Raw genomic sequence first — 24897 nt, 5'->3', positions numbered from 1 at the left:
TGATCGGGCCCATCAGGTCGACCTGCGCTGACCCGCGGGCCCGCCCGTACTTCCCGGGGAGTACGCGTGATCGCCACGCGCGGGTGACGCCGCCCCCAGGTCCGCGCGTCTAGCGTGGCCACCATGGACGAGCAGCAGGCACACCGGCCCGGCGGTCCACCGACGGGGTGGCGGCACGGGACGCCGCCGTGGAACCGCTGGGGCGACGATGCAGAGCGCGGCCCGCGCCGGCCCTGGCGCTCCACCGTCCTGGTGACGGCGTTCGTGCTGGTCGGTTCCTCCTTCGCGGCCCGCGGCCGGCACGAGGACCGCCTGGACCTCGACCCCTTCGCACGGGTGCTGCTCGTCGTGGCCTCGGCCCTGCTGCTGTGGCGCAAGCGGTACCCGGTGCCCGTGGCCTTCGGCACCGCGGCGGCCGTCACGGTCTATCTGGCCGCCGGCTATCCGTACGGCCCGGTCTTCCTCACCGTGGCCGTGGCCTGCTTCAACGCCGTCGTCACCGGGCACCGGTGGGCCGGCTGGACGGCGATCGGGGCGGTGTGGGCCGGGCACGTCCTCGTGGGGCACTGGCTGTACCGGTGGCTGCCGCCGTCCGGGGACGGGGCCGGGCCCTGGGAACAGGAGGGCGTGGTCGCCGCCTGGGTCGTGGCGGTCGTGGCGGTGTCGGAACTGGCGAGGATCCGCCGGGAGCAGTGGGCGAAGGAGCGGGCGGAACGGGCCCAGGCGGCCCGGCGGCGCGCCGACGAGGAGCGGCTGCGGATCGCCCGCGAGCTGCACGACGTCCTCGCCCACAGCATCTCCGTCATCAACGTCCAGGCCGGGGTCGGCCTCGCCCTTCTCGACACCGACCCCGAACAGGCGCGCACCGCGCTCACCACCATCAAGGCGCAGAGCAAGGAGGCGCTCGGCGAGGTCCGCCAGGTCCTCGACACCCTCCGCGCGCCCGGCGACGCCCCGCGCGCGCCGGCCCCCGGTCTCGCCCGTCTGCCCGAACTCGTGTCCCAGGCGGCGGGTGCCGGGCTCACCGTCGAGGTCGAGGGCGAGCCGCCACGGCTTCCCCCGGGCACGGACCTGGCGGCCTTCCGGATCGTCCAAGAGGCCCTCACCAACGTCGTACGCCACTCGGGGTCGCGGCGCGCGCGGGTGCGCTTCGAGCAGCCGGACGGGGCGACGCTCCGGCTGTGCGTGGACGACGACGGGCCCGCGACCGGCGCCGACGCGGGCGGCAGCGGCAACGGGCTGGCCGGAATGCGGGAGCGTGCCGCCGCGCTCGGTGGCACGATCGAGGCGGGTCCGCGGGCGGACGGCGGCTTCCGGGTGCTGGCCGTCCTGCCGGTCACGACGTCCGAACGCGTGAAGAACACGACCCCTCAGGAGGAGGACCGGTGATCCGCGTACTGCTCGCCGACGACCAGTCGCTCGTGCGGGCCGGTTTCCGGGCCCTGCTCGACGCGCAGCCCGACATCGAGGTCGCCGGGGAGGCCGCCGACGGCGAGGAGGCCGTCCGCTCGGTGCGCGAACTGCGGCCGGACGTCGTGCTGATGGACATCCGGATGCCGGTGCTCGACGGGCTCGCCGCGACCCGCCGGATCACCGGGGAGAGCGCGCTGGAGGAGGTGAAGGTGGTCATGCTCACCACCTTCGAACTGGACGAGTACGTCTTCGAGGCGATCCGCTCCGGCGCCTCCGGCTTCCTGGTGAAGGACACCGAGCCGGACGAACTCCTGCGCGCGGTCAGGGCGGTGGTCGACGGGGACGCGCTGCTGTCGCCGGGGGTGACCCGGCGGCTGATCGCCGAGTTCGCGGCCCGCTCCAAGGAGCCCGCGGCCGCCGACGCGCTCGCCCGGCTGACCGAACGGGAACGCGAGGTGATGGCGCTGGTCGGCATCGGCCTGTCCAACGAGGAGATCGCCCGCCGCCTGGTGGTCAGCCCGCTCACCGCGAAGACCCACGTCAGCCGCACGATGGTGAAGCTGGGCGCCCGCGACCGCGCCCAACTGGTGGTGCTGGCCTACGAGTCAGGGCTGGTCCGGCCCGGCTGGCTGGGCTGAGCACCTGGCCGGAACCGCATCAGCACGCTCACGACCCGGACGACGAACAGCACCGCCGCGACGGTGGCGCCCACACCCACGAGGGCGCGGCGCACCCCGTCCGGCAGGTCGAAGACGAACACCGGTCCCACGAGCGCGCCGAACACCACGGCCGCCGCGAACAACGCGCTGCACAGCGCGTACCCGATCTCGACGGTGATCGCGTCCCGCTCGGCCTGACCGCGCCGTCCCCCGTGGTCACTCATGGGGTGAGTCTCACACCGGAGCCGGGGCGGAACAAGCGGGCCGGCGGCTCACGCCGTGCCCGGCCGCTCCGGTACCGCGCGCCCCGCCCCGGCCCCGATGAGCGTGGCGATCGCCGCCAGCAGGGCGACGCTGGTGAGCGCGACGGGCAGCGAGAACCAGTCCGCCATGAACCCGATGGCGGGCGGCCCGAGCAGCATGCCGCTGTAGCCGAACGTGGAGGCCAGGGCCACGCCGCTCGGCCCGGCGACCGTACCGGCGCGTTCGACGGCCACGGGGAAGAGGTTGGCGAGGCCCAGCCCGGTGACCGCGAAACCCAGGAGGGCCGCCCAGAGGGAGGGGGCGAGCGAGCCGAGCAGCATCCCGAGGGCGGCCGTCGCACCGCCCGCGACGACGGTCCGGGTGTGGCCGAGCCGTTCGAGCAGGGTCGTGCCGGTGATCCGGCCGACCGTCATGGACAGCGCGAAGAGGGTGTAGCCGAGGGCGGCGACGCCGGGCGCGGCACCGAGGTCGTCCTCCAGGTGCAGCGCTCCCCAGTCGGCCATCGCCCCTTCGCCGTACGCCGTGCAGCCGGCGATGAGGCCGAAGACGATCACGAGGCGGCGGGTGCGGGGGTCCTTGCGGCCGGGCGTGGCGCTCGGACGGCCGGGGGCGGCGGTGACCGGCGGGTCGTACCGCAGCAGGGTGCGGCCCGCGACGGCGGTGACCACCAGCCCGATGACGGTGAGGCTCAGCAGATGCCGGGTGGGGGAGAGGGAGCCGGCGACCAGTCCGCCGAGTCCGGCGCCGGCCATGCCGCCGAGGCTGAACGCCGCGTGGAAGCTGGGCATGACGGGCCGCCCCAGGGCGGTGACCAGGTCGACGGCCGCGCTGTTGAAGGCCACGTTGATACTGCCGTAGGCGGCGCCGAAGAGCAGGAGCACCAGGCCGAGGGCGAGCGCGGAGTGGGTCAGCGGGGGCAGGGCGACACTGAGGCAGAGCAGGACCGCGCAGACGACGGTCACCTGGTGGCTGCCGTAGCGGCGGCACAGGCGGCCGGTGAACACCATGGTGACGACGGCCCCGGCCGACACCCCGAGGAGGGCAAGACCGAGCGCGCTGGCGGAGGCGCCCGTCTGCTCCTTGATGGCGGGGATGCGGACCACCCAGCCCGCGAAGAGGAAGCCGTCGAGGGCGAAGAAGACGGTGATGGTGACCCGGAGACGGCCGAGCGGGCTGAGGGGGCGGGGCACGACGCTGTGCGCCCGCGATTTGTTTATTTGCGGCACAAAAGCAGGCTAGGCGCGGTCCTGGGATGCGGCAAGGGCTGCTCACCTGTGCGTTCGCCGGATCACACACCTCAGGGGGTGGTGGTGAGATAGCCGCCCATGGAGGTGAAGTACTCGGTCGCGGGCAGTTCACGGCCGTCCTCGGTGCGGACGCGGGTGATCGCCAGGCCGTGGTTGCGGCCGCGGCGGGCGTCGGCGCCGGTGACGATCACCACGCCGTCGCCCTCGCGGTAGAAGACGCGCCCGGGGGTGCCGCCGTAGCGCCCCTCGGAGACGACGGCGGACAGGACCTCGAGCCGCCTGCCCCGGTGGAAGGTGAAGGCGCTGGGATACGGCTCGGACTGGGCGCGCACCAGGCGTTCCAGGTCCTCGGCGGGCCAGGTCCAGTCCATCCGGCTGTCGTCGACGGACCGCTTGTGGAAGAAGCTGGCCTGCGACCGGTCCTGCGGGGTGAACCGCGTCCGCCCCGAGGCGATGAGGTCGAGGGCACCGAGGGTGACCGGGGCGATGAGGTCGACGGTCCGGTGGAACAGGTCGGTCGCGGTGTCCCGTGGGCCGACCGGGACCGCCTCCTGGCGCACGATGTCGCCGGCGTCCAGCTCCTCGTCCATGAGGTGCGCGGTGACGCCCACCTCGGACTCGCCGTTGATCAGCGCCCAGATCAACGGGGAGAAGCCGGCGTACTTCGGCAGCAGCGAGTCGTGCACGTTCAGGGTGCCGTGGCGCGGGAGTCCGAAGACCCTCGGCGGGATCCAGGTACGCCAGTTGTTCGCCACGATGATGTCCGGGTCGGCCTCCTTCAGACGGGCCAGGAGGTCGTCGTCGTCCGGGCGGTCGCGGATCAGGACCGGGACGCCGTGCTCCTCGGCGAGGTCGGCGACGGAGTCGTCCCAGATCTTCTCGTAGGCGTGCTCGCTCTTCGGGTGCGTGACGACCAGGACCACGTCGTGCTCGGAGTCGAGGAGGGCCCGCAGGGTCCGGTGCCCCCACGTCTGGTACCCGAACATGACGACCCGCATGGAGTTCCTCCTCGGAGCAGGGGCTGGTCGTCGTCAGTAAAGCGAGGCTTACCTAACTCGTCAACGGGGCCTTTTCTGCGGCCTGTTGAACCCTTTCGCACACAAGTCCCCCTCTGGACAGTCCGCCTGACGTCAGCTTAGCCTTACCTAAGTTCCGGGCGGCCCCGGCGTGCCCGAGCTGTCGTACTTCCCCGCTGCACGTCAACGGCGGCCTGCCCCCGCAGGGCCGCCGCCCCCGCACGATGGGAGTGACATGGCACAGGCTCGTCCCGGCGGCACCCCAACGATCCACGACGTCATCGGCATCGGCTTCGGACCGTCCAACGTGGCCATGGCGATCGCGCTCAGCGAGCACAACGCCGGCCCCGGCGCGCAGCCGCTCCGCGCCCAGTTCTTCGAACAGCAGCCGCGCTTCGGATGGCACCGGGGCATGCTCATCGACGACGCCACCATGCAGGTCTCGTTCCTCAAGGACCTCGTGACGCTGCGCAACCCCGCCAGCGACTACAGCTTCCTCTGCTACCTCAAGAGCAGGGGCCGGCTGATCGACTTCATCAACCACAAGAGCCTCTTCCCGCTGCGGATCGAGTTCCACGACTACTTCGAATGGGCCGCCGCGCGCGTCGACGACCTCGTCTCCTACGGCCATGAGGTCGTCGGTGTCATGCCCGTCCTGCGCGACGGCGTCGTGGAGCACCTGGACGTCACCGTCCGGTCGGCGCAGGGGCTCGCCGTGCACCGCGCGCGCAACCTCGTCCTCGGCACCGGCCTGCGCCCCCTCATGCCGGACGGCGTCGAACGCTCCGACCGGCTCTGGCACACCTCCGAACTCCTCGGCCGGGTCGCCGCGTGGGAGGGACCGCCGCCAGAGCGGGTCGTCGTGGTCGGCGCCGGGCAGAGCGCCGCCGAGAACGTCGCCTACCTGCACCGCCGCTTCCCGGAGGCCGAGATCTGCGCGGTCTTCTCGCGCTACGGCTACAGCCCCGCCGACGACAGCGGCTTCGCCAACCGGATCTTCGACCCGGAGGCCGTGGACGCCTTCTACACCGCGCCGGAGAGCGTCAAGCGCCGGCTGATGGACTACCACGGCAACACCAACTACTCCGTGGTGGACATCGACCTGATCGACGACCTGTACCGGCAGATGTACCGGGAGAAGGTGCTCGGCACCGAGCGCCTGCGCTTCCTCAACGTCTCCCGGCTCACCGACGTCAAGGAGACCGAGGACGACCGGGTCAGTGCCACGGTCACCTCCCTCGTCACCGGCGAGGAGACCCGGCTGGACGCGGACGTCGTCGTGTTCGCCACCGGTTACGGTCCGGCCGACCCGGTCGGGCTGCTCGGCGAGGTGGCGGACCGCTGTCTGCGCGACGACGAGGGCCGCGTCCGCGTCGAACGCGACTACCGCGTCGCGACCGACGACTCCCTGCGCTGCGGCATCTACCTCCAGGGCGGCACGGAACACACCCACGGCATCACCTCCTCGCTGCTCTCCAACACGGCGGTCCGCGTCGGCGAGATCCTCGACTCGCTCCTCGACCGGGACCCCGGCCCGGCACCCGAAGGGACCCGCGCGGTCGTCGACGGCACCGGCAGGCCCGCCCGGTAGACACACGCCGGCCCGGCCCACGGAGCGGAGGGATGACCCACGTCCAGATGAGCGCCACAGCCGAACGCACGGCGTCCCAGCGCATGAACCCGATCCGCGGCAGGCGGGTGGGCGGACTCGCCGTGCTCGGCGCGGTCCTGGTGACGGCCGCCGCGGTGTCCCTGGCGGTCGGGGCGCGGGCGCTCAGCCCGGCCGAGGTGTGGCACGGGCTGTTCGCGGCGCCGGACCCCGACCAGCGGCTCACCGAGATCCGGCTGATCGTGCGGACGGTCCGGGTGCCGCGCACCGTGCTCGCGATCGTGGCGGGCGTCGCCCTCGGGGTCGGCGGCGCCCTGATCCAGGGCCACACCCGCAACCCGATCGCCGACACCGGTCTGCTCGGGGTGAACGCCGGAGCGTCCTTCGCCGTGGTCACGGTGACCGCCGTGTTCGGGCTGTCCGGCCCGTTCCAGTACCTCTGGTTCGCCTTCCTGGGCGCCGCGCTCGCCGGAGTCGTCGTCTTCGGGCTGGCGAGCCTCGGCCGGGGCGCGGGCCATCCGCTGACCCTGGCCCTCGCCGGGCAGGGCGTCGCCGTCTTCCTCGCGGCGATGACCACCGCCGTCGCGCTGTCGGACCAGAAGTCGCTGAACGCGCTGCGGTTCTGGAACGCCGGCTCCGTGGCCGGCGTCGGCTTCGACGTCATCGGACCGGTGAGCGCGTTCGTCGCGGCCGGTCTGCTGCTCGCGTTCGTCACCCTGCCCGCCGTGAACCTGCTCAACCTGGGCGAGGACGTGGCGCGCGGCCTCGGTGTGAACGTCGCGCTGAGCCGGACCCTCGGCATCGCCGCCATCACCCTGCTCGCGGGCGCGGCGACGGCGGCCTGCGGGTCGATCGCGTTCCTCGGGCTGATGGTGGCGCATCTCGCCCGCTCGCTGACCGGGCCCGACTACCGCTGGCTGGTCCCGTACGCCGGGCTGCTCGGCGCGATCGTGCTGCTGCTCTGCGACATAGTGGGCCGGCTCGTGGTGCGGCCCGGGGAACTGGACGCAGGGGTGCTCGTCGCGCTGGCCGGCGCCCCGTTCTTCGCGGCGCTGGTGTGGCTCGGAAAGGTCAGGAACACGTGAGCGGGGCGAAGGCGCTGCCATCGGGGCCGCCGGGCGCGGCGACGGCGCCGGTGCTGCCCGGCGTCCGGCTCGGCCCGGTGTCGTTCGTGTGGCGGCCCTGGCAGGTCCTGGTGACCCTGCTGCTCACCGCGGTGACCTTCCTGCTGTTCTGTGTGTCGATCGGGGTGGGGGACTTCCCGATCGCCCTGCCCCGGGTCGTCGCCACCCTCCTCGGCCGGGGCGAGCGGATCGACGAATTCGTGATCATGGACCTGCGGCTGCCGCGCGCCCTGGCCGGCCTGGTCGTCGGCGTGGCGCTCGGGGTGTCCGGGGCCATCACCCAGTCCGTCGCCCGTAATCCGCTGGCCAGTCCGGACATCCTCGGCATCACCGGCGGCGCCGGTGCCACCGCCGTGTTCCTGGTGACGGTCTCGGGCGGTGCCTCCGCAGCCGTCATGAACACGGTCGGGCTGTCCGCGGCGGCCCTCGCCGGGGGTCTCGGCACCGGTCTGCTGGTCTACTTCCTCGCCTGGCGGCGCGGTATCGAGGGACTGCGGCTCATCCTCATCGGCCTGTCGGTGAGCGCCGTGATGGAGGCGGTCACCACCTGGCTGCTCACCACCGCCGACATCCGGGACGTGGCCCAGGCCCAGGCCTGGCTGATCGGCTCGCTGGACAACCGGTCCTGGGACGAGGTGCGGCTCGCCCTGTGGGGCACCGTCGTCCTGCTCGCCGTCGTGGCGGCCACCGCCTTCCCGTTCCGCCCCCTGCACCTGGGCGACGACGTGGCGGCCGGACTGGGCGTGCGCTTCGCGGCGGTACGCGCGGTCGTGCTGCTGTGCGCGGTCCTGCTGGCCGGTGTCGCGGTGAGCGCGGCGGGACCGGTGCCGTTCGTGGCCCTGGTCGCCCCCCAGGTCGCGATGCGCCTGACGCGCTGTCCCACCCCGCCGCCGACGGCGTCCGCCGTGACGGGTGCGCTGCTGCTGCTCGGCTCGGACCTGGTCGCCCGGACGGCCCTGCCCGTCGGCCTGCCGGTCGGCGTGGTCACGGCGGCGATCGGCGGCCCCTTCCTCGTCCATCTGCTGGTGCGGGCCAATCTACGCAAGGACGGTACGGCGTGAACAGGCGGAGAAAGAGGGGAGTCGTGGCCATCCACTCCATCACCGGGAGCCCGGCCGAGGTCGCCGGGGCGCGGCTCGCGGCCCGGTCCGTCACGGTCGGGTACGGCGCCCGGCCGGTCATCGAGGGACTCGACGTCGAGATCCCGCCCGGAGTGATCACCACGATCATCGGCCCCAACGGCTGTGGGAAGTCCACCCTCTTGCGGACCCTGGCGCGGCTGCTCAAGCCGGCCGCGGGGGCCGTCGTCCTGGACGGCGAGGACATCGCCCGGCTGCGCACCCGGGACGTGGCCCGCAGGCTCGGTCTGCTGCCGCAGGCGCCCGTCGCGCCGGACGGGCTGACCGTCGCCGACCTCGTGGCCCGGGGCCGCCACCCGCACCAGAGCTGGCTGCGGCAGTGGTCCTCCGACGACGCCGAGGTGGTGGCGCGCGCCCTGGCCATGACCGGGGTGTCCGACCTCGCGGACCGCCCCGTCGACACCCTGTCCGGCGGTCAGCGCCAGCGGGTGTGGATCTCGATGACGCTGGCCCAGGGGACCGGTCTGCTGCTCCTGGACGAGCCGACCACCTACCTCGATCTGGCACACGCCGTCGAGGTGCTGGACCTCGTGGACGATCTGCACGAGTCGGGCCGCACCGTCGTGATGGTGCTGCACGACCTCAATCTGGCCGCGCGCTACAGCGACCACCTCGTGGTGATGCGGGACGGGGCGGTCCTCGCGCAGGGTGCGCCGCGGGACATCGTCACGGCCGAGCTGATGCGGGAGGCGTTCGGGCTGCGCGCCCAGGTGATCGAGGACCCGGTGGGCGGCCGGCCGCTCATCATCCCGATCGGTCGTACACACGTCCAACTGCCTTAGTCGGTAGGCAGGTTGACGTACTTAGGCTAGGTTTACCTTACCTCCATGAGGGTACGGTTTCGCTGCCTCGTACGGGGCTCGACAGCGCGACAGGCAAGGGGATTTCCGATGCTCCTGCACACCACTTTCCGGAAGAGGCCCCGGCGGCGGCCGGCGGCGCTGCTGTCCGCCGCGGTCCTCGGCGCCGGTCTGCTCGCCGGCTGCGGATCCGACGACGACACGCCCGGCGACGACCGAGGTACGACCAAGGCGGCGGCCGGCGCCTTCCCGGTGACCGTGGAACACGCCTTCGGCACCACCGAGATCACCGAGGCCCCCGAACGCGTCGTCACCGTCGGCTACACCGACGACCAGACCGTCCTCGCGTTCGGCATCAAGCCCGTCGGCATGACCGACCAGTACCCCAACCCCGCCGGCCGCAGCCCCGACATCAACACCCAGTGGCCGTGGGTGAAGGACAAGTGGGGCGACACGAAACCCGAGGTCGTGATGAAGAACGGCGACTCCGGCCCCAACTACGAGAAGATCGCCGCCCTGCGCCCCGACCTGATCATCGCGGTCTACTCCGAGATCGACCGGGCCGGCTACGACAAGCTCTCCCGGATCGCTCCCACCGTGGCCCGCACCAAGGCCGAGAAGGAACTCTTCAGCGCCCCCTGGCAGGACAATGCCCTGCACATCGCCAAGGCGCTCGGCCGGGCCGAGGAGGGCGAACGCAGGGTCAAGGACATCCAGGCCCAACTCGACCGGGCCGAGAAGGACCACCCCGAGTTCGCGGGCCGCACCGCCGTCGCGCTGTCCTGGTACGAGAACTCCGTGGCCCCGTTCACCTCCACCGACGTCCGCGGCCGGCTCGTCTCCGGTATCGGCTTCACGTACCAGAAGAAGATCGACGACATCGCCGACGGCAGCTTCTACACCAAGCTGTCGCCCGAACGCCTCGACCTCGTCGACGTCGACCACATCTTCGTCATCAACGACAAGGCCGACACCGAGGCCCTGAAGAAGTTCGAGCTGTTCACCAACCTCGACGCCGTCAAACAGGGCAACGTCTCCTACCTGCTCGACAGCGAGGGCCCCGCGGTCGGCGCCGCCATCTCCCAGGGCACCCTGCTGTCCATGCCGTACGCCGTGGACGAACTCGTGAAGTCCGCGGCCGGCCGGTGATGCCGGCCGGCACCCCCCGCCCCCGGCCCGCCGAGGCCGCCGTATGACCACCGTCGACTCCCGCCGAGCCCCGGCCGTCCTGCGCACCGCCGGCGCGCGCGAGGCCGGTCGCTGGGTCGCCGCGCACTGCCGCGAGCGGCCCTGGCTGACCACCGCCACCGTGCTCACCACGGTGGCGGGCGCCGCCCTCCAGGTGCTGCCCGTGCTCCTGCTCGGCCGGATCGTCGACGCGGTCGCCGACGGCGGGCCGCGCTCGGTGCTGGTCACCGTCGGGGCGCTGACGGTGGCCGCCGCGCTGCTCGGCGCCGCCGCCACCGCCGCGTCGGCCTACCTCATCGGCCGCCTGGGCGCCGATCTGCTGGCGCGGCTGCGCGAAGGGGCCGTGCGCGCGGTGCTCGCCATGCCCAGCGACCGCGTCGAGCAGGTCGGCAGGGGAGACGTCCTCTCCCGCGTCGGCGACGACGTGGCCGTCGTCTCCAAGGGCATCCGTACGGCCGTCCCGACCGTGTTCTCGGCGGGCGTGCTGGTCGCCATCGCCACCGCCGGCATGTTCGGCCTGGACTGGCGGCTCGGCCTTGCGGGCGCCGGCGCCCTCCCCGCCTACGCGCTGGCGCTGCGCTGGTATCTGCCCCGGTCCGCCCCGCTGTACCGGCGGCAGCGGCTGGCGCAGGCGGACCGGGCGCAGGCCCTGATCAGCGCCCTCGACGGGATCGACACGGTCCGCGCCTACCGGCTGGAGCAGCCCTTCCGGGAGAAGGTCACCGCCGCGTCCTGGCGGGTGCGCGAGCTCGGCATCGACGTGTTCCGCCTCTTCGGCCGGTTCGTCGGCCGGGAGAACCGCGCCGAGTTCATCGGGCTCGTCCTGATCATCTGCGTCGGCTACGCCCTGCTGGAGGCGGGTGCCGCGAGCCTCGGCGAGGTCGCGGCGGCCCCCCTGCTGTTCCACCGGCTGTTCACCCCGCTGGGACTGATCATGTTCACCTTCGACGAGGCGCAGAAGTCGGGCGCGAGCCTGACCCGGCTGGTCGGCGTCCTGGGAGAGGAGGCCGGGGAACGCCTCGTCGGCGACCCCGCCGTCGCACCGCCGGGCCAGGTCCCGCACCCGGTGGTGGTCCGCGGCCTGACGTTCCGCTACCCCGGCGGCCAGGACCCCGTCCTCAGGGACATCGACCTGACCATCCCGGCGGGCGGCTCCCTCGCGCTCGTCGGCGCGACCGGCGCGGGCAAGTCGACACTCGCCGCCCTGGTCGCCGGCATCGGCACGCCCCAGTCCGGGTCCGTGCGGATCGGACCGGCCGACCTCGCCACGCTGGACGAGGCGGGGGCCCGCGCCCTGGTGAGCATCCTGACGCAGGAGACCCACGTCTTCTCCGGGCCGCTCGCCGACGACCTGAGGCTGTCCGCGCCCGGGGCGACCGACGCCCAGCTGTGGGAGGCGCTGCGCACGGTCGGCGCCGACAGCTGGGTCCGGCTGCTCCCCGACGGCCTGGAGACACCCGTCGGCGAGGGCGGCGAACGCCTGGACGTCACCAAGGTCGCCCAAGTAGCCCTGGCCCGCCTGGTCCTGGCCCGGTCACCCGTCGTCGTGCTCGACGAGTCCACCGCGGAGGCCGGCAGCGAGGGGGCCGCCGAACTGGAACGCGCGGTGCTCGCCGCCTGCGCGGGCCGCACCACCCTGTTCGTGGCCCACCGGCTCACCCAGGCGATGGCGGCCGACCGGATCGCCGTCCTGGACGCGGGACGGGTCGTCGAACAGGGCACGCACGACGAACTGGTCGCCCTGGGCGGCCGGTACGCCCGTCTCTGGCAGGCGTGGCGCGAAGGCGGCCGGGCGGGCCCGGACGGGCTCCCACAGGACTTCCGGAAAGGGTGCTGAGTCTTCGATGAGCGAACCGAACGCACGGCTCGTACGGCTCTCTCCCGCACGCCTGACCGAGGTGCGCGGGCGGACCGGCGACCACTCCGACACCACCATCACCCGGGCGTGCGCCATCGCCCTGTCCTACTGGGCCACCGGCCACGGCTGCGACGGCCTCGACCTCACCCCCGGCACTCTGTTCGCCGACGTCCTCGGCTGGGCCGAACACGACGGACACGGCCCCACCGACTGGCCGATCGACGCCGACGGCCGCGGCATCCACGTCCCCGAGGGCGTCGACCCGGCCGAGGCACAGCGCGCCCTCGACGACCTCGCGGACTTCCCGGACCGCCCCCTCGGCACCGTCGGCCCGTCCACCGCCGCCGACCGGCTCGCGGCGCTGGCCCGCTGGAACGACACCCACGCCGACCGGGTACGCCCCACCCTCATGGAGCTGTTCCTGGAGCAGGCCCGCCGCAGGCCGGACGCGATCGCCGTAGTCGACGAACGCCGAGCCCTCACGTATAGGCAAGTTGCCGATTCATCAGCGCAGTTGGCCAACCACCTGATCGCGCGCGGACTCACCGCAGAACAGGTCGTCGGCATCTCCCTCGCCCGCTCCGCCGAGCTGGTGGTCGGACTGCTCGGCGTGCTGCGTGCCGGCGGCGCCTTCGTCCCGCTCGACCCCCAGTGGCCCGCCGCACGCCGGGCCGTCGTCGTCCAGGACGCCGACGCCGTCCTCCAGCTCAACGCCACCGGCACCCACGACCGCGCCGAACCCCCGGCCGTGGCGGTCGACCTGGACGACTGGAGCCACGGCACCCACCCGGCCACGGACCCCGGTCTCTCCGTCCACGGCGACCGGCTCGCCTACGTCATCTTCACCTCGGGGTCCACCGGCCGCCCCAAGGGCGCCATGATCCGGCACGAGGCGATCAGCGAGCGTCTGCTGTGGCAGAGCGGCGAGATCCTGCGCTTCGGCCCCGGCGACGCCTCCCTGTTCAAGGCGCCCCTGTCCTTCGACATCTCCATCAACGAGATCTTCCTGCCGCTGGTGAGCGGGGGCCGTCTGGTGGTCCTGCGCCCGGGCGGCGAACGCGACCCGCAGCAGGTGCTGAGCGTGATCGCCGAGCAGCGGGTCACCTTCACCTACCTGGTGTCGTCCATGCTGGACGTTCTCCTGGAGATCGCCGGGGACTCCGGCGGCCTGGACAGCCTGCGGCACGTCTGGTGCGGCGGTGAGGTCCTGACCCCCGAGCTGTACGAACGGTTCCGCGCCCGGCTCGACATCCCCCTCTACCACGGCTACGGGCCCGCCGAGACGACCATCGGCGTCTCCCATGTCATCTACCGGGGCGCCGCCGAACGCCTGTCGACATCCATCGGCAAGGCCAACCCCAACACCCAGCTGTACGTCCTCGACCGCGAACTGCGGCCCGTCCCGGTCGGCGTCGGCGGCGAACTCTACGTCGGCGGACTGCTGCTGGGCCGCGGCTACGCCGGCGCGCCCGGCCTCACCGCCTCCCGCTTCGTGGCCAACCCGTTCGCCGACGACGGCTCCCGCCTCTACCGCACCGGCGACCTCGCCCGGTACGCCCCCGACGGCTCCCTGGACTTCCTGGGCCGCGCCGACAATCAGGTCAAGATCCGCGGGATGCGCCTGGAGATCGAGGACGTCGAGACCGGCCTCGCCGAGCACCCCCGCGTCCGGCACACCTGCGTCGTCGCCCGCAAGAACACGGCGGGCGGCACCTATCTCATCGGCTATGTCATCCCCACCACCGGGAACGAGGACCTGACGCCGGACGACGTCAGGGCGTGGGCCACCACCCACATGGTCGACCACATGGTGCCCGCCCACATAGTCGTCCTGTCGCGCTTCCCGCTCACCGCCAACGGCAAGCTCGACCGCGACGCCCTCCCGGACCCCGACCTCGGCGCGGCCACGGGCACGGTCGCCCGCCCCGCCACCGACGCCGAACGCACGGTCTGCGCGGCCGTCGCCGCCGTCCTGGGACGCGAGGAGGTCGGCGTCGACCAGGACTTCTTCCGGCTGGGCGGCGACAGCATCCTCGCCATCTCCCTGCTGAGCGCGCTGCGCGACGCCGGACTCCATGTCACCGCACGGCAGATCTTCGCCCACAGCACCGTCGGTGCGCTCGCGGCCGTCGCGAGCCGCGAGGACACCGCCCCCCGCGACCACCGCGACATCCCGACCGGCCCCGTCGTCGGCTCGCCCATCGTGCAGTGGCTCGGCGAGACGACCGACGCCGTCGACGGCTTCGTCCAGTCCGTCGTCCTCAACACCCCGCCCGAGCTGACCGCCGGGGCACTCGACGCGATCCTGACGGCCGTGGTCCGCCACCACCCCATGCTCCGCGCCCGGCTCGTACGCGGCGAACGCTGGAGCTTCGACATCCCCGAGGCCGGGGACACCACCGCCGACTGGCAGGAGAGCGACCTCCCCCTCGACGCCTGCGCCGCGCTCGCCACGGCGGGGCTCGACCCGGCGGCCGGCGTGATGCTGCGCGCCATATGGCGCCGCACCACACGTCAACTCGTCCTCGTGGCCCACCATGTGGTGGTCGACGGGGTGTCCTGGCGCATCCTGATGGACGACCTCGCCATGGCGTGGCGCCACATGTCCGCGGGGACGCCCATCGAACTGCCCCCGACCGGTACGTCGTTCCGCCGCTGGACCCAGCTCCTCGAACTCGCCGCGTTCGACGCGGACAGCTCCGTCCACCGGCGCCCCCTGCCCGCCGAGGACCAGCCGCTGGGCCGGCGGCCCCTCACCCCCGCCGACACCGTCGCCACGGAACGGACGGCCACCGTCACCGTCGACGCCGATACGACGGCCGCGCTGCTCGGCGAGATCCCCGCGAAGTTCCACGCGGGCGTGGACGACGTCCTGCTCACCGCGCTCGCCGTCGCCCTCGCCCGCCGGCGCCGGGACCTGGGGCAGCGCCAGACCTTCGCACACATCGAACTGGAGGGACACGGCCGCGAGAGCGGCTTCGTCACCCGGGCGGCCGGCTTCGAACCCGAACTGTCGCGCACGATCGGCTGGTTCACGACCCTGTGCCCGGTGACCGTGGACCCCGGTACGGACTCCGACCTCACCGACCCGGCCTATCTCACCTCGGCCCTCAAAGCCGTCAAGGAGGATCTGGCCCAGGTGCCGTACCACGGCATCGCGTACGGCGCCCTGCGCCACCTGACGCATACGACGTTCGACAACCCGGCACCTCAGGTGCTGTTCAACTACCTGGGCCGCTTCGCAGGCGGATCCGATGACAACTGGCAACTCGCCGTTGCAGCAGGTCAGTTGGGGGAGCGGCGCGATCCGCGGATGCGCCTGCCGCGCGCACTGGAGTTCAACGCGGTCGCCGAGCCCGGGCCGAGCGGCGCCCACGAACTCGTCACGACCCTGTCCTGGCCGGACGGCATGTTCACCGACGAGGACATCGCCGTGCTCGGCGGCTACTTCCGTACGGCCCTGGAAGGGCTGGCCGCACTGGACCCGGCGGGCGGCCACTCACCCAGCGACTTCCCGCTGGTGCCGCTCACCCAGGCCGATGTCGACGCCCTGGACGGCCCGGCCCTGAGGGACATCCTGCCGCTCACCCCGCTGCAGGAGGGCCTGTACTTCCACTCCGTCTACGACGACGACGACGCGGCCGGCGCCTATGTCGAGCAGCAACTGCTCACTCTGGACGGCGACGTGGACGCCGAACGCCTCGCGGACGCCGCCACCCGGCTGCTCGCCCTGTTCCCCAACCTCGCCGCGCGGTTCGTCACCCTCGCCGACGGCCGGGTCGTCTCCGTCCTGGAGCGCGGCGTTCGGGCCCCCTTCACCCCCCTGGACCGGCCCGGCATCAGCGACGACGAGCTGCGTGAACTCGCCGAGCGGGACCGCCGCGCCGGGTTCGACCTGGCCACGGGCCCGCTGATGCGGTACACGCTGGTCCGGCGCGGACCGGGCCACAGCGTCCTCGTGCAGACCGTGCACCACGTCATCGCCGACGGCTGGTCCGTGCCGCCGATGCTGCGGGCCTTGCTGGACGAGTACCACGCGCCCGGCAGCCGGTACCCGGCCGACGGCTTCGCCGACCATGTACGCCGGCTCGCCGCCCTCGACGACGAGGCGAGCGACCGCGTCTGGCGCGAGCGGCTGGCCGCACTGCCCGGCCCCTCGCTGGTCGCCGAGGGGCACGCCCCCTCCGACCGGTTCGCCGACGTCTGCGTGGAGCCCGGCGCCGACGCTGACGCGGACGCGCGCAGGGCCGGCGTGCCGCTGAGCGTGGCCGTGCACAGTGCCTGGGCGCTGACCCTGGGCGGCATCCTGCACCGCGACGACGTGGTGTTCGGGTCCACCGTCTCCGGCCGGGACGCGGACGTGCCCGGCATCGAGGACATGGTCGGCCTGTTCATCAACACCGTGCCCGTGCGGGCCCGCTGGACCGGCACCACCACGGCCCGGGACCTGCTGGCCGAGGTGCGCGCCCACCAGAGTGCCGTCCTGGCGCACCAGCATGTCTCGCTCGCCAGGATCGCCCGCCAGGCGGGGACCGGCACGCTCTTCGACACGCTGGTCGTGTTCGACGTCGCCCCCGACGTGGCCGGGCTGCGGCGCCCCGGTGACACCCTGGTCGTCACGGACATCGTGAACGAGGGCGCCCCGCACTACCCGCTGACCCTGGTGGTGGAGCGCGCCTCCGACGGCCGCCCCCGCTTCCGGCTCATCCATGACGCGGCTCTGCTCCGCGAGACCGGGGCCCTGTCGATCCTCGACACGTTCACGTCGACCCTGGCCGCTCTCCTCGAGCGCGCGGACACGGCGGTACGCGACCTGCGGACACCGTACGTTCCATGGGAGACGGCCCCCACGACCCTGGCCGACCGCTTCGACGCCGCCGCCCACCGAGACCCCGACGCCACGGCCGTCACCGAGTGCTCCCTGGACGGGGCCGGGCGGTCGATGACGTACGGCGAACTGGCCTCCACTAAAGACGAGTTGGCGGCCGTCCTGCGGGCGGCCGTCGTGCGACCGGGTCGCAGGGTCGCCGTAGCTGTCCCACGCTCCGCCGCGCAGGTCGTCGCCCTGATCGCCGTCGTCAGCGCGGGCGGTGCCTACGTCCCGCTGGACCCGGCGTACCCCGACGAGCGCCTGCGATACGTCCTGTCCGACGCGGCCCCGCAGGTCGTCCTCGTGGCCCCTGAGCTGCGTGAGCGCTTCGCCGGGCTGCTGGCCCGGGCGGGCTCGGAGGCGCGCCTTCTGGTCCCGGGCGACGACGAGGTGCCGACTGCCTTCGACGGCCCCCGCCCCGCACCGCACGACCCCGCCTACGTGATCTACACGTCCGGGTCCACCGGCGCCCCGAAGGGTGTCGTCGTCCCGCACTCCGCCGTGACCGCCCTGCTCGACCGGACCCGGCCGCTCCTGGACACCGGTCCGGACGACGTCTGGGTGCAGTTCCACTCCGCGTCCTTCGACTTCGCCGTCTGGGAGCTGTGGGGCGCGCTGACGCGCGGCGCCGAACTCCTCGTCCCCGACCATGCGTTGACCCGCTCCCCGGTCGACTTCCAACGGCTGGTGCGGGAGCGCGGGGTGACCGTGCTCAACCAGACGCCGTCGGCCTTCTACCAGTTCGCCGAGGCCGACCGGGCGGCCGGCGCCCCGCTGCCCGCCCTGCGCCGGGTCGTCTTCGGCGGCGAGGCCCTGGACCTCGGCCGGCTGCGTGGCTGGGTCGACCGGCACGGCACCCGGACACCCGAGCTCGTCAACATGTACGGCATCACCGAGACCACGGTCCACGTCACCCACCGCGCCCTCACCGACGAGGACTTCGCACGCGAAACCGGCGTCAGCCCCATCGGCGGCCCGATCCCCGGCCTCGTCACGCATCTGCTGGACGATCGGCTCAGGCCCGTTCCGCCCGGCCGGGTCGGTGCCGTCTACGTGTCCGGCGACCAGGTGTCCCTCGGGTATCTGGGCAGGCCCGCACTCACCGCTGCCCGTTTCGTGGCCGACCCGTTCGCGGCGGACGGCTCCCGCATGTACCACACGGGCGACCTCGCCCGGCGCACCCTCGACGGCGAGCTGGAGTTCGTCGGCCGGGCCGACGACCAGGTGCAACTGAAGGGCTACCGCATCGAGTTGGGCGAGGTCGAGGCCGCGGTCCGGGGCCTGGACGGCGTGATCGACGTCGCCGTCACCGTGGCCGCGAGCGGCGACCACCTGATCGCCCACCTCGTGGGCCGGGTGCCCGCCGACCTCACCGCCCTGCTGTCCGCGAAGCTACCCGCGCACATGGTCCCGGCCCGTGCCGTACGGGTCGACGCGCTGCCGCTCACCGTCAACGGCAAGCTGGACCGCGCGGCCCTGACCGAGCACGCCACCGACGGCCAGATGCCGGAGGCGCCCGGGGCGGACACGCTGGCCGCGCTCGTCGACCTGTTCACCGAGACGCTCCCCGGCGTCCCCGTGGACGCCGACACCGACTTCTTCCGGGCCGGAGGCGACAGCATCGTCGCCCTCACCGTCGTCAACCGGGCCAGGACGCGCGGCCTGCCCCTCACACCCCGGGACGTGTTCCTGCTGCGCACCCCGCGCGCCCTCGCCGGACACCTGGCGACGACCGCACCGCAGCCCGCCGCGCCCACCTCCACTCCTCGCCGTACCGACGGCCCCTTCCCGCCCACCCCCATCATGCTGCGGCAACGCGAACTGGGCGGCTCCCTCGCCCGGTTCGTCCAGGCCCGGACCGTGGTGGCCCCCGAGGGCACCACGCTCGCCGACGTCGAGCGGGCCGCGCGCGCCGTCGTGGCCGCTCACCCCGCGCTGAGGCTGAGGCTGCGCGTCGAGCACGGCGTGTGGACCCTCGCCACGGAACCGACCCGCGAGGTCACCGTCGTACGACCCGACCGGCCCGACCCCACCCACGCCGCCGACGAAGCCGCCGACGAAGCCGCCGACCGTCTCGACCCCGTCTCCGGTGACGTCATCGCCTTCGCCTGGCTCGAGGCGAGCCGTACCCTCGTCGTCACCGTCCACCACCTCGCCGTCGACGCCGTGTCCTGGCTCGTCCTCCTCGACGACCTCACCGCCGTCCTGCGCGGCGACCCGCTGCCGGCCCCCACCACCTCGTACGCCGAGTACGCCGAAGCCCTCGTGCTCACCTCGGCCCGCACGGCCGGTCACCTCGGGCACTGGCTCACCACCCTCCAGGCGCCGCCCCTGCTCGCCGCCGTCCAAGGCCGGCGCCGCACCCGGGTCGTCGTGCCCGCCAACGTCACCGCGCGCCTCACGCGCACCGCACTCGGCGTCGGCACCACCGAACTGCTGTGCGGCGCCCTGCGCACCGCGCTCACCCGCATCCAGGACACGCCCACCGACCTCGCCGTGGATCTGGAGCACCACGGCCGGGTGCCCGCGCTGGACCACCACGACTACAGCCGTACCGTCGGCTGGTTCACCGCGATCGCCCCGGTCCGGCTGACCGCCCACACCGACCCGCTCACCGCCGCCCGCGAGGTCGCCGCGCGCCGGCCCGACGAGGACGCCCACGTCGGCTACGGGCAACTGCGCCACCTCGACCCGCAGACCGCCCCGCTGCTCACCGCCCGCCCCCAGGTGCTCTTCAACTATCTGGGCCGGGCAAGCGAGTCGCAGGCGATCCACCTCGAAACCGGGGACCAGCCGAGCCCGTACGCGGTCGAGGTCGACGCATGGCTCGAAGGAGACGCCGAACAATCAACCCTGCACGCCGAGTTCACGCTCGCCGACGGCGTCCCCGACCACCTCGTCCGGCACTGGCGCGCCGACGTGGAGCGTCTCGCGGACGCCCTGGCCACCGCCGAGCGCACCGCACCGGTGACCCCGCTCCAGCGCGGCCTGTACTTCCAGGCCCAACTGGCCGGAGCGGCGGCCGGGCATTACGTGGCGCAGAGCTGGTTCACCTTCGACCGGCGTCTCGACCCGGACGTGCTGGCGGACGCCATGGCGCATGTGATCGCCCGGCACCCGGGTGTCGGCGCCGGGTTCACCACCGACGCCGACGGCAATCCCGTCCAGACGCTCGCGCCGGGCCGCCGGGCCGAAGTCCGCATACTCGAAGTCTCGGACACCGAGGTCGACGCACTGCGCGCACGGGACCGGGCCACCGGCTTCGACCTCGACGCGCCCCCGCTGATCCGGCTGACCGTGGTCCGTCTCCCCGGCGGGCACGACGGGCTGCTGTTCAGCTACCACTTGCTGCTGTGGGACGGCTGGTCCCGGGAGATCGTGCTGCGCGAGCTGTTCGGGGCCTACCGTGGCCTCCTCGCGGGCGAGACCCTCGATCCCACCCCGGCCGTCCCCTCGTTCGAGGAGCACGCGAGGGCCCTCGACGCCCGGGACCCCGCCGACGCCGAACGGTTCTGGGCCGGGCATCTGGCCGGGCTGCCCGGCCCGACCCTGCTCGCAGGACCCGCGCCGGACCTCTCCGACGACCTGCCCGGCACCCTCGTACACACGCTGTCCGCCGAGTCCTCCGACCTGCTGAAGGACGCCGCCAAGGCCCACGGCGTCACCCTGAACACCCTGCTGACCGCTGCGTTCGGCCTGTTTCTCGGGGCGCGCACCGGACGGGGCGACGCCGTGTTCGGGGTGACCGTGTCAGGGCGGGACGGCGACGGCCTGGCGGACATGGTCGGCGTCCTGCTCAACACCGTCCCCCTGTGGACGCGGCCACGGCCCCACGACACCGTGCGCGCCTATCTGACGGCCGTGCAGGAGGCGCGGGTCGGGGCGATGGAGCACGAGCATCTGGGGCTCGGCGAGATCCAGCGGGCGGCCGGTCACGACACGCTCTTCGACAACCTGTACGTGCTGCAGAACTTCCTGGACCTGGACGCCTTCGCCGCGATGAACACCCGGCACGGCATCACCGCCGTCCGGGCCGACGACTCCACGCACTACCCGTTCACCTGGGTCGTCACCCCCGGCGACCGGCTGACGGTCAAGCTGGAGCACCGGCACGGCGACACCGCGAGCGCCCGGCGTCTGCTCGACGACTATCTGCGGACGCTCGACGGACTGGCCCGGACGGCCGGCCCGCTGGGCGCCCTGCCCGGCCTTGCTGCCCGGCCCGTCCCGGGCGAGCGCACGCCGATCGGCACGGACACCGTCGTGGACCGGTTCGACCGGGCGGCGGACCGGCACCCCGGGCGGACCGCCCTGGTCGCCGCCGGAGCGACCCTGACCTTCGCCCAACTGCGCGACCGTAGCCGGGAGGTCGCGGGTGTGCTCGCCCGGCGCGGCATCGGCCCCGAGACCACCGTCGGCCTCGCGATCCCGCGCTCCCTGGACTCGATCGTGGCCCTGTTCGCCGTACTGCGTGTGGGCGCGGCCTATGTGCCGCTGGAGCTGGACCACCCCGACGAGCGCATCGCCGCGATCCTCGCGGACGCCCGGCCCGAGGTGATCCTCACCGTGCGGTCCGTCGCACCCCGGCTCACCGGCGAGCTGATCGAGCTGGACGCGCCCCTGCCGGACGCGGAGCCGTTCACGACGTTCGCGCCGGACGACCCCGACCGGCTGCGGCACCCGGCGTACACGATCTACACGTCCGGGTCGACGGGACGGCCCAAGGGTGTGGTGACCGAGTACGCCGGACTCACCAACATGCTCGTCAACCACCGGCGCCGCGTCTTCGACCCCGTCCTGGCCGAGCACGGCCACCGTGTCTTCCGCGTCGCGCACACCGTGTCGTTCGCCTTCGACATGTCGTGGGAGGAGCTGCTCTGGCTCGCCGACGGCCACGAAGTGCACATCTGCGACGAGGAGTTGCGCCGGGACGCACCCCGTCTCGTCGCGTACTGCCTGGAGCACGCCGTCGACGTCGTCAACGTGACCCCCACCTACGCCGGGCAGTTGCTCGCCGAGGGCCTGCTCGACGACCCGAGCCGGCGGCCCCCGCTGGTGCTGCTGGGCGGCGAGGCCGTCACCCCGGCCCTGTGGCGGCGGCTCGCCGACACCGAGGGGACGGTCGGCTACAACCTGTACGGGCCGACCGAGTACACGATCAACACCCTCGGCGCCGGCACGTTCGACTGCGCCGACCCGGTGGTGGGCGTCCCCATCGACAACACCGACGTGTACGTCCTCGACCCCTGGCTGCGGCCCGTCCCGGACGGCGTCCCCGGCGAGCTGTACGTGTCGGGCGTCGGGATCGCCCGCGGCTATCTCGGGCAGCCCGCCGGGACCGCGCACCGTTTCGTGGCCTGCCCGTTCGGCACGCCCGGCGAGCGTATGTACCGCACCGGGGACCTGGTGGCACGGCGGCCCGACGGGCATCTGACGTATCTCGGCCGCATCGACCGGCAGGTCAAGATCCGCGGCCACCGCGTCGAACCGGGCGAGGTGGAGGCCGCGTTCGCGGCCCACCCGGCGGTACGGCAGGCCGCCGCCGTCGCCCAGCCCGACCCCCAGGTCGACGGCGCGTACCGGCTCGCCGCCTATCTGGTCCTGGCGGACGGCGCCGACCTGGCCGCCGTCGCCAGCGAGGCGGGCGCCGCGCTGCCCGACTTCCTGCGGCCCACGCACTACGCCGCCGTCGACGCCGTCCCACTGACGGTGAACGGGAAGGCCGACACCGAGGCGCTGCCGGAGGCACGCCCGCTCGGCGCGCTCACCACGGCGGGGGAGCGGGGGCCGAAGACCACGACGGAGACCGCGGTGTGCGAGGCCTTCGCCGAGGCACTGGACCTGGACGACGACGAGGTGAGCGCGGTGGGCGACTTCGTGGCCCTGGGAGGCCACTCCATGCTGGCGGTACGGCTGGTCGGACTGCTCCGCCGCGAGTTCGGTCCCGTGCTCACCCTGCGCGACCTGTTCACGCTCCGCACGCCCGAAGCGATCGCCCGGCACCTCGATGAGCGCGCCTGACCACGGGCCCCGCACCGGGGCCGAGATCCTGCGCACCGCCCTGCGGCGCAACGTCGGCGCCATGGCGAGCGGCACCCTCCTCATGGGCCTGTACCAGGCGGGGGAGACCGCCTTCCCGATCGCGCTCGGCCTGATCGTGGAGCACGCGCTGCGCGACCGCGCCCCCCAGGCCCTCGCGCTGTCCGTCGCCGCGCTGGCGGTGATCATCACGACGGTGTCCCTGTCGTGGCGGTTCGGGATGCGCGTCCTGCAGAAGGCCAACACGACGGAGGCGCATCGCTGGCGGGTGCGGGTCGCCTCCCACGGGCTGCGGCCGGTGGCCCGGGACGTCGATCTGAAGTCCGGCGAGATCCTCACCATCGCCACCGAGGACGCCGACCAGACGGCCGACATCATCGAGGTGGTGCCGCTGCTCATCAGCTCCCTGGTGGCGGTGCTGGTCGCGGCGGTCGCGCTCGGCCTCGCCGACCTCCGGCTCGGGCTGCTGGTCATCGTGGGCACCGTGGCGATCCTGACGGTGCTCAGCGTGCTGTCCCGGCGGATCGGGGCGAGCACGCGCGAGCAGCAGGCGAGGGTGGCGCGGGCGGGCGCGAAGGTCGCCGACCTCATCACCGGACTGCGCCCGCTGCACGGCTTCGGCGGGAACCACGCCGCGTTCCGCTCGTACCGGACGGTGAGCACGGAGGCCAGACGCCAGGCGGTCACCGTCGCCAAGGTGAACGGCGTGTACGCGGGCACCGCACTGGCCCTGAACGCCGTCCTCGCCGCCGCCGTCACCGTGCTGGCGGGCTGGCTGGCGTTCGAGGGCCGGATCGGCGTCGGGGAACTCGTCATGGCGGTGGGGCTCGCGCAGTTCATCATCGAACCGCTGAAGATGTTCTCCGAGATGCCGAAGTACGTGATGATCGCGCGGGCCTCGGCCGACCGCATGGCCCTCGTCCTGAGCGCCCCGCCGGTCATGACACCCGGCGACGGGCGCCCCGCGCCGGCTCGTGGCCTGGAGGTGGACGGCGTCCGTCACGGGGCGCTGCGCGGACTGAAGTTCCAGGTCGAGGCGGGGGAGTTCGTCGCGATCGCCGCCTACCAGCCGCGCGCGGCGGCCGACCTGGCGGCGGTGCTGGCCGTGAACGTCCCGCCGGACGCCTACGAGGGCGAGGTCCGGGTCGGCGGGCGGCCGCTGGCGGAGCTGTCCGTGGCGGCGGTCCGCGAGCATCTGCTGGTGAACCCGTACGACGGGGAGATCTTCGCGGGCACCCTGCGCTCCAACATCGACCCGTCGGGCACCGGCCGCCCGGTCCGCGAGGCCGTCGAGGCGTCCCTGCTCACCGATGTCGTGGCCCTGCACCGTGACGGACTCGACCACGCCGTCCGCGACCGGGGCGCCAACCTCTCCGGCGGCCAGCGGCAACGGCTGTCCCTGGCCCGCGCCCTGTTCGCCGGCACCGACATCCTGGTCCTGCACGACCCGACGACCGCCGTAGACGCCGTCACCGAGCAGTTGATCGCCCGCAACATCGCCCAGGTGCGCCGGGGCCGCACCACCCTCGTCATCACCGCGAGTCCGGCCCTGCTGGACGCCGCCGACCGGGTCCTCGTCCTCGACGACGGCGTCGTCACGGCCGAGGACACCCACCGCAACCTCCTGGCCCGCGACGCGGACTACGGCAGGGCGGTCGCCCGGTGAGGGGC

At 73.3% G+C, this 24897-nt stretch carries 13 protein-coding genes; 10 read left to right on the top strand and 3 right to left on the bottom strand.

The window, feature by feature from the left end; translation table 11 throughout:
• Nucleotides 1-123 precede the first annotated feature (123 nt).
• Nucleotides 124-1389, top strand: a complete 1266-nt coding sequence (locus KBY32_RS08270; RefSeq protein ID WP_210979435.1) for a sensor histidine kinase — start codon at nucleotides 124-126, stop codon at nucleotides 1387-1389.
• A complete protein-coding gene (locus KBY32_RS08265; protein WP_210979434.1) occupies nucleotides 1386-2051 on the top strand; it encodes a response regulator transcription factor in 666 nt (221 codons plus the stop codon). Before KBY32_RS08270 ends, KBY32_RS08265 begins: the two co-directional genes overlap by 4 nt.
• Here the strand turns inward: KBY32_RS08265 and KBY32_RS08260 are convergent.
• The 3 genes from KBY32_RS08260 to KBY32_RS08250 form a co-directional block, all read right to left on the bottom strand.
• Nucleotides 2012-2296, bottom strand: a complete 285-nt coding sequence (locus tag KBY32_RS08260; protein ID WP_210979433.1) for a DUF6332 family protein — start codon at nucleotides 2294-2296, stop codon at nucleotides 2012-2014. The genes KBY32_RS08265 and KBY32_RS08260 overlap by 40 nt on opposite strands.
• A 48-nt stretch (nucleotides 2297-2344) precedes the next feature.
• On the bottom strand, nucleotides 2345-3526 hold the full coding sequence (locus tag KBY32_RS08255) for an MFS transporter (protein WP_308293680.1): 1182 nt from the start codon (nucleotides 3524-3526) through the stop codon (nucleotides 2345-2347).
• A gap of 107 nt (nucleotides 3527-3633) precedes the next feature.
• Nucleotides 3634-4581: a methionyl-tRNA formyltransferase gene (locus tag KBY32_RS08250; protein WP_210979431.1), complete on the bottom strand. Its 948-nt coding sequence runs from the start codon at nucleotides 4579-4581 to the stop codon at nucleotides 3634-3636.
• A gap of 253 nt (nucleotides 4582-4834) precedes the next feature.
• On the opposite strand from KBY32_RS08250, the gene KBY32_RS08245 reads away from it, so the two are divergent.
• The 8 genes from KBY32_RS08245 to KBY32_RS08210 all read left to right on the top strand — a co-directional run bounded on the left by KBY32_RS08245 (nucleotide 4835) and on the right by KBY32_RS08210 (nucleotide 24892).
• Complete coding sequence (locus tag KBY32_RS08245) at nucleotides 4835-6190, top strand: lysine N(6)-hydroxylase/L-ornithine N(5)-oxygenase family protein (RefSeq protein ID WP_210979430.1); 1356 nt, start codon at nucleotides 4835-4837, stop codon at nucleotides 6188-6190.
• Nucleotides 6191-6237: 47 nt separating this feature from the next.
• The gene (locus KBY32_RS08240; RefSeq protein ID WP_374224915.1) at nucleotides 6238-7293 is read left to right on the top strand and encodes a FecCD family ABC transporter permease; all 1056 of its coding nucleotides are present in this window, start codon (nucleotides 6238-6240) and stop codon (nucleotides 7291-7293) included.
• A complete protein-coding gene (locus KBY32_RS08235; protein ID WP_308293674.1) occupies nucleotides 7290-8393 on the top strand; it encodes an iron chelate uptake ABC transporter family permease subunit in 1104 nt (367 codons plus the stop codon). The genes KBY32_RS08240 and KBY32_RS08235 overlap by 4 nt, the downstream gene beginning before the upstream one ends.
• Before the next feature lie 23 nt (nucleotides 8394-8416).
• On the top strand, nucleotides 8417-9253 hold the full coding sequence (locus tag KBY32_RS08230) for an ABC transporter ATP-binding protein (RefSeq protein WP_115505944.1): 837 nt from the start codon (nucleotides 8417-8419) through the stop codon (nucleotides 9251-9253).
• Nucleotides 9254-9361: 108 nt separating this feature from the next.
• The gene (locus KBY32_RS08225) at nucleotides 9362-10420 is read left to right on the top strand and encodes an iron-siderophore ABC transporter substrate-binding protein (protein ID WP_210979427.1); all 1059 of its coding nucleotides are present in this window, start codon (nucleotides 9362-9364) and stop codon (nucleotides 10418-10420) included.
• A gap of 43 nt (nucleotides 10421-10463) precedes the next feature.
• Nucleotides 10464-12296 (top strand): ABC transporter ATP-binding protein, encoded by a 1833-nt coding sequence (locus tag KBY32_RS08220; protein ID WP_210979426.1) that lies wholly within the window; start codon nucleotides 10464-10466, stop codon nucleotides 12294-12296.
• Between the two features lie 7 nt (nucleotides 12297-12303).
• Nucleotides 12304-23208: a non-ribosomal peptide synthetase gene (locus KBY32_RS08215; protein WP_210979425.1), complete on the top strand. Its 10905-nt coding sequence runs from the start codon at nucleotides 12304-12306 to the stop codon at nucleotides 23206-23208.
• Complete coding sequence (locus tag KBY32_RS08210; RefSeq protein WP_210979424.1) at nucleotides 23195-24892, top strand: ABC transporter ATP-binding protein; 1698 nt, start codon at nucleotides 23195-23197, stop codon at nucleotides 24890-24892. The genes KBY32_RS08215 and KBY32_RS08210 overlap by 14 nt, the downstream gene beginning before the upstream one ends.
• Nucleotides 24893-24897: the final 5 nt, after the last annotated feature.

Origin of the sequence: Streptomyces sp. RK62 (assembly GCF_018070255.1) — a bacterium.
GTDB lineage: Bacteria > Actinomycetota > Actinomycetes > Streptomycetales > Streptomycetaceae > Streptomyces > Streptomyces nigra.
This window is presented reverse-complemented; position numbering and strand designations above follow the sequence as displayed.